General features: G+C 56.0%; 3 rRNA genes. All 3 read right to left on the reverse strand.

What is annotated here, in order from left to right:
• Positions 1-54: 54 nt before the first annotated feature.
• The 3 genes from rrf to AC1DNC_RS16720 all read right to left on the reverse strand — a co-directional run bounded on the left by rrf (position 55) and on the right by AC1DNC_RS16720 (position 5563).
• Positions 55-171, reverse strand: a 5S ribosomal RNA gene (rrf, locus tag AC1DNC_RS16710).
• A 222-nt stretch (positions 172-393) separates the two neighbouring features.
• Positions 394-3518 (reverse strand): 23S ribosomal RNA (locus AC1DNC_RS16715).
• A 519-nt stretch (positions 3519-4037) separates the two neighbouring features.
• Positions 4038-5563 (reverse strand): 16S ribosomal RNA (locus AC1DNC_RS16720).
• Together the 16S, 23S and 5S rRNA genes form the textbook arrangement of a ribosomal RNA operon.
• Between the last annotated feature and the right edge of the window lie 93 nt (positions 5564-5656).

Below are 5656 nucleotides of genomic sequence, written 5' to 3' on the forward strand. Positions count from 1 at the left end.
GGGTTAAATGGCGCAGGCCCCGACACTGTGTGTCGGGGCCTGGCTGTAATGGTTGTCCGGCGGTGACCTACTCTCCCACACCCTCCCGGGTGCAGTACCATCGGCGCTGTGGGTCTTAGCTTCCGGGTTCGGAATGGGACCGGGCGTTTCCCCCACGCTATGACCGCCGTAACCCTGTGTCCGCACCCCGAACCCCGTGTACGGGGTTCCCTGGGCGGGAAATYTGTGGTTACAACATGTGGTGTTGTATTCAGTTGTTTTGGTTCCCTGCAACGTTTCGTCTGGCGACGGGTTTGTTGTTTGGGAACCACATAGTGGACGCAAGCAGTCTTGTTTCTTTTTACCYSACCCCGGGTGCAAACGCTTTTGAAGGAACGTTTGCGGGGTGGGTGTGTGGTGTAAGTTATCGGCCTATTAGTACCGGTCAGCTTCACGAGTCGTTAGTCCTCGCTTCCACATCCGGCCTATCAACCCAGTGGTCTGGCTGGGGGCCTCTCACACRCAAGGTGTATGGAAATCTCATCTCGAAGCGAGCTTCCCGCTTAGATGCTTTCAGCGGTTATCCCATCCGAACGTAGCTAATCAGCGGTGCACTTGGCAGTACAACTGACACACCAGAGGTTCGTCCGTCCCGGTCCTCTCGTACTAAGGACAGCCCTTCTCAAATTTCCTGCGCGCGCAGCGGATAGGGACCGAACTGTCTCACGACGTTCTAAACCCAGCTCGCGTACCGCTTTAATGGGCGAACAGCCCAACCCTTGGGACCTACTCCAGCCCCAGGATGCGACGAGCCGACATCGAGGTGCCAAACCATGCCGTCGATATGGACTCTTGGGCAAGATCAGCCTGTTATCCCCGAGGTACCTTTTATCCGTTGAGCGACGGCCATTCCACAATGTACCGCCGGATCACTAGTCCCGACTTTCGTCCCTGCTCGAGATGTCTCTCTCACAGTCAAGCTCCCTTGTGCACTTACACTCGACACCTGATTGCCAACCAGGCTGAGGGAACCTTTGGGCGCCTCCGTTACTTTTTAGGAGGCAACCGCCCCAGTTAAACTACCCATCAGGCACTGTCCCTGACCCGGATTACGGGCCGAAGTTAGATGTCCAAAGTGACCAGAGTGGTATTTCAACGATGACTCCACCCGAACTGGCGTCCGGGCTTCAACGTCTCCCACCTATCCTACACAAGCCACTCCGAACACCAATACCAAACTATAGTAAAGGTCTCGGGGTCTTTCCGTCCTGCTGCGCGTAACGAGCATCTTTACTCGTACTGCAATTTCGCCGAGTTTATGGTTGAGACAGCGGGGAAGTCGTTACTCCATTCGTGCAGGTCGGAACTTACCCGACAAGGAATTTCGCTACCTTAGGATGGTTATAGTTACCACCGCCGTTTACTGGGGCTTAAATTCTCAGCTTCGCCTTGCGGCTAACCGGTCCTCTTAACCTTCCAGCACCGGGCAGGAGTCAGTCCGTATACATCGTCTTGCGACTTCGCACGGACCTGTGTTTTTAGTAAACAGTCGCTTCCCCCTGGTCTCTGCGGCCCCTGCACGCTCCGGACAGCTWGTGTCCATCACGATAGGGGCCCCCCTTCTCCCGAAGTTACGGGGGCATTTTGCCGAGTTCCTTAACCATAATTCTCTCGATCGCCTTAGTATTCTCTACCTGATCACCTGTGTCGGTTTGGGGTACGGGCGGCTAAAACCTCGCGTCGATGCTTTTCTAGGCAGCATAGGATCACCGAATCCCCCCATACGGGGGTCCCGTCGGGTCTCAGGCATCATGAACGGCGGATTTGCCTACCGTTCGCCCTACATCCTTAGACCGGGACAACCATCGCCCGGCTCGGCTACCTTCCTGCGTCACACCTGTTAATACGCTTGCCTCCCAGGATCAGGTCCCGCGCTCCACCAAAACCCTCACACCACAAGGATGATCGGGCAGGTCTCRGGCGGTTAGTATCCCCTGTTCAGCATGGGCGGTTTTTCGCCGGTACGGGAATATCAACCCGTTGTCCATCGACTACGCCTGTCGGCCTCGCCTTAGGTCCCGACTTACCCAGGGCAGATTAGCTTGACCCTGGAACCCTTGATCATTCGGCGGACGGGTTTCTCACCCGTCTTTCGCTACTCATGCCTGCATTCTCACTCGTGTAGGCTCCACCGCTGGTTTACACCGCGACTTCACTGCCCACACGACGCTCCCCTACCCATCCAGACGCCTGAACCACAAGGGCTTAGCTAATATCTGAATGCCACAACTTCGGCGGTGTACTTGAGCCCCGCTACATTGTCGGCGCGGAATCACTTGACCAGTGAGCTATTACGCACTCTTTTAAGGATGGCTGCTTCTAAGCCAACCTCCTGGTTGTCTTCGCAACTCCACATCCTTTCCCACTTAGCACACGCTTAGGGGCCTTAGTTGGTGGTCTGGGCTGTTTCCCTCTCGACTATGAAGCTTATCCCCCACAGTCTCACTGCTGCGCTCTCACTTACCGGCATTCGGAGTTTGGCTGACGTCAGTAACCTTGTAGGGCCCATTAGCCATCCAGTAGCTCTACCTCCGGTAAGAAACACGCAACGCTGCACCTAAATGCATTTCGGGGAGAACCAGCTATCACGAAGTTTGATTGGCCTTTCACCCCTACCCACAGCTCATCCCCTCCATTTTCAACTGAAGTGGGTTCGGTCCTCCACGACGTCTTACCGTCGCTTCAACCTGGCCATGGGTAGATCACTTCGCTTCGGGTCTAGATCACGCCACTGCAACGCCCTGTTCAGACTCGCTTTCGCTACGGCTTCCCCACACGGGTTAACCTCGCGACGTAACACTAACTCGCAGGCTCATTCTTCAAAAGGCACGCCGTCACAACTACAAGGCTGCTCCGACGGATTGTAAGCACACGGTTTCAGGTACTGTTTCACTCCCCTCCCGGGGTACTTTTCACCTTTCCCTCACGGTACTGGTCCGCTATCGGTCATTAGGGAGTATTTAGGCTTATCAGGTGGTCCTGACAGATTCGCACGGGATTTCTCGGGCCCCGTGCTACTTGGGATACTTCACCAGGCGGCACACTACATTTCGGTTACGGGGCTCACACCCTCTCTGGCCGGCCTTTCAAGACCGTTCACCTATGCACATGCTCTCACCCCACTGTCCCGGCAGAGACAGAACGGAAAGTCCCACAACCCCGACCATGCAACGCCCGCCGGCTATCACACATGGAACGGTTTAGCCTGATCCGCGTTCGCTCGCCACTACTAACGGAATCACTATTGTTTTCTCTTCCTGCGGGTACTGAGATGTTTCACTTCCCCGCGTTCCCTCCACGCACCCTATGTGTTCAGATGCGGGTCACCAGATCACTCGCGCGTCTGGCGGGGTTTCCCCATTCGGACACCCTGGGATCACAGTCCGGTTATCGACTCCCCCAGGCTTATCGCAGATTCCTACGTCCTTCTTCGGCTCCTAATGCCAAGGCATCCACCGTGTGCTCTTAAAAACTTGACCACAAAAGATCAAGGAGTAATTTCGAGAGAACCATGAAACCAACCCCGCACCCCGAAAGGCACGGAACCAGATCCAGGTTCATAATTCTTGGAAATTGCTTCTTATAAAAGATGCTCGCGTCCACTATGTAGTTCTCAAACAACAACCCCATGCCACACACCCCACACACCCTCAGGTGCATGAAACGTCGCAGCCGGGAAACCAGAAACACAAGTCCCACACCCCGCACCCCTCCCCTTCACAGGAAAGAACCACAGGCCATGGTCCTGTTGTCTCAGGACCCAACAGTGTGCCAAACACTAAACCGCTCATCCCCTCCCCGCACCGTTCCAGGACACCCGCACTCCAAAGAGCGCAGCATCCGTACTGGGTGCCGGCAGGAAACCGGCGGCCGCTATTCGTTGATATTCCACCCGTGAGCACCCGCCGCAGAACWATCGTCTGCGCAACGGGCGTTACTCCTGACAACACCACCACACAGGCATAACGCCCGGCGGGGTTGTTGTAGGCGCTCCTTAGAAAGGAGGTGATCCAGCCGCACCTTCCGGTACGGCTACCTTGTTACGACTTAGTCCCAATCGCCAGTCCCACCTTCGACAGCTCCCTCCCACAAGGGGTTAGGCCACCGGCTTCGGGTGTTACCAACTTTCGTGACTTGACGGGCGGTGTGTACAAGGCCCGGGAACGTATTCACCGCAGCGTTGCTGATCTGCGATTACTAGCGACTCCGACTTCATGGGGTCGAGTTGCAGACCCCAATCCGAACTGAGACCGGCTTTTTGGGATTAGCTCCACCTCACAGTATCGCAACCCTTTGTACCGGCCATTGTAGCATGCGTGAAGCCCAAGACATAAGGGGCATGATGATTTGACGTCGTCCCCACCTTCCTCCGAGTTGACCCCGGCAGTCTCCCATGAGTCCCCGCCATTACGCGCTGGCAACATGGAACGAGGGTTGCGCTCGTTGCGGGACTTAACCCAACATCTCACGACACGAGCTGACGACAACCATGCACCACCTGTGAACCGGCCCCAAAGGGGAAGGACTGTTTCCAGCCCGGTCCGGTCCATGTCAAGCCTTGGTAAGGTTCTTCGCGTTGCATCGAATTAATCCGCATGCTCCGCCGCTTGTGCGGGCCCCCGTCAATTCCTTTGAGTTTTAGCCTTGCGGCCGTACTCCCCAGGCGGGGCACTTAATGCGTTAGCTACGGCGCGGAAAACGTGGAATGTCCCCCACACCTAGTGCCCAACGTTTACGGCATGGACTACCAGGGTATCTAATCCTGTTCGCTCCCCATGCTTTCGCTCCTCAGCGTCAGTTAATGCCCAGAGACCTGCCTTCGCCATCGGTGTTCCTCCTGATATCTGCGCATTTCACCGCTACACCAGGAATTCCAGTCTCCCCTACATCACTCTAGTCTGCCCGTACCCACCGCAGATCCGGAGTTGAGCCCCGGACTTTCACGGCAGACGCGACAAACCGCCTACGAGCTCTTTACGCCCAATAATTCCGGATAACGCTTGCGCCCTACGTATTACCGCGGCTGCTGGCACGTAGTTAGCCGGCGCTTCTTCTGCAGGTACCGTCACTTTCGCTTCTTCCCTACTGAAAGAGGTTTACAACCCGAAGGCCGTCATCCCTCACGCGGCGTCGCTGCATCAGGCTTGCGCCCATTGTGCAATATTCCCCACTGCTGCCTCCCGTAGGAGTCTGGGCCGTGTCTCAGTCCCAGTGTGGCCGGTCACCCTCTCAGGCCGGCTACCCGTCGTCGCCTTGGTGAGCCATTACCTCACCAACAAGCTGATAGGCCGCGAGTCCATCCAAAACCACAAAAAGCTTTCCACCCCCCACCATGCGATGAGGAGTCATATCCGGTATTAGACCCAGTTTCCCAGGCTTATCCCAGAGTTAAGGGCAGGTTACTCACGTGTTACTCACCCGTTCGCCACTAATCCCCGGTGCAAGCACCGGATCATCGTTCGACTTGCATGTGTTAAGCACGCCGCCAGCGTTCATCCTGAGCCAGGATCAAACTCTCCGTTGAAGTAAAACAGACACAACCAACAACCCCGGGAAAACGAGGAAAGAAGGCTGCACAAAATTTGAAACCAGCTGTAAAAACCATGCCATCCACGGG

The sequence above is a fragment of the Arthrobacter sp. 01N442 genome (assembly GCF_056399345.1).